The organism is Streptomyces camponoticapitis, from assembly GCF_014646115.1.
In the GTDB taxonomy this organism is placed as follows: domain Bacteria; phylum Actinomycetota; class Actinomycetes; order Streptomycetales; family Streptomycetaceae; genus Streptomyces; species Streptomyces camponoticapitis.
In genome coordinates this window covers 1-1407 of sequence record NZ_BMMV01000064.1, presented here as the reverse complement: position 1 = coordinate 1407, position 1407 = coordinate 1, and the positions used below count along the sequence as shown (strand labels likewise).

The window sequence follows — 1407 nt, the reverse complement described above, 5'->3', positions numbered from 1 at the left end:
AACCGCACAAACCGATCCACCAACCCCCGCACCGACACCTCATCAAACAAATCCAGCCGATAAGCCAGGTGCCCCCGGATCTCCCCCGGTTCTCCGGCAGAGTCGCCCGAGGCCAGCAGATGGAGCGACAGGTCGCCCGGCACCAGTTCCTGCAACGCGCCCTCTTCCACGACCGAGAGTCCGGGCAGCCGTGCGTCGTCGGGGAGGGAGTGGAGGACCGACAGCAGTACCTGGACAAACCCGGTCCCGTCGCCGGACCGGTCCGGGTTGATCTCCCGGATCACCTGCTCGAACGGCACGTCCTGGTGGGCGAGGGCTCCCAGCGTCACCTCTCGGGCCGCCTCCACCGCCTTGGTGAAGGTCATCGCCGCCCGCGTGGGGGTTCGCAGACAGATCGTGTTGATGAAACACCCGACCAGGTCGTCCAGTGACTCGTCGTACCGGCCGGCCACCGGGGTCGCGATCGGAATGTCGTCACCCACGCCGTGCCTGCCGAGCACTGCGGCCAACGCGGCCTGCATCACCATGAACAGCGTGGCCCGGCTCCGCGACGCCAGCCCCACCAGCGCCTGATGGACCTCCGCCGGTACGACGAAGTCCACGCCTCCCGCCTCCTGGCGAGGACGAGCCGGGTACGGCCGATCCACCGGGAGCGGGAGCCTCTCCGGCATGCCCTCCAGCGTTCGCTTCCAGTACGCGAGGCCCTGCGCCATCTCCTCGGCGGTGTCGGACGGGTCGAGAAGTGCCGCCTGCCACACCGCGTAGTCGGCGTACTGCACCGGCAGCGGCTTCCAGGGGACCTGCCGCCCCTCGCACCGTGCCGTGTAGGCCAGCGACAGGTCGTCCATGAGCGGCCCGGACGACAACTCGTCCGTGGCGATGTGATGGACCGACAGCAGCAGCACATGCTCACCGGTCCCGGAACCAACGTCGTTCTCGTTCTCGTCGAGGCCGTCGACGGTGAACAGCCATGCCTTCACCGGCAGTTCGGCGGTCAGGTCGAAAGGGAAACCGACGCACTCCGCGATCCGGCCGGCGACCGCGGGCGCGGGCACCTTCCGGGCCTGAAGTGGCGCGAGCCCGGGCGCGGGCGGCAGGATCTCCTGGTGGGGCACGCCGTCCAAGTGCGGGTAGCGGGTCCGCAGAATCTCGTGCCGGTCGATCACATCGTCCCACGCCTGCGCCAGCGCGGCCCGGTCGAGAACACCGCTCAGTCTCAGGCAGACCGGAACGACGTAGCCCCTGGGGTCCACCTGGTTGGCGAACCACATCCGCTGCTGCGCCGAGGACAACGGCAACACCTCAGGACGCGGCACAGAACCCACGCCCTTCCTCGGGCTCTCTCCGTCCCCGTTCGTCATCGTGGTGGCCAGGAGTTCGGGGGTGGGCCGGTCGAAGAGGTCGGTG

The 1407-nt window shown here is 69.0% G+C and carries 1 protein-coding gene; it reads right to left on the bottom strand.

Features of this window, described 5'->3' with window-relative positions; genetic code table 11:
* Positions 1 to 1407, bottom strand: a 1407-nt coding sequence (locus IEY79_RS37045; RefSeq protein WP_229701463.1) for a condensation domain-containing protein, incomplete at both ends; no start/stop codon positions are given.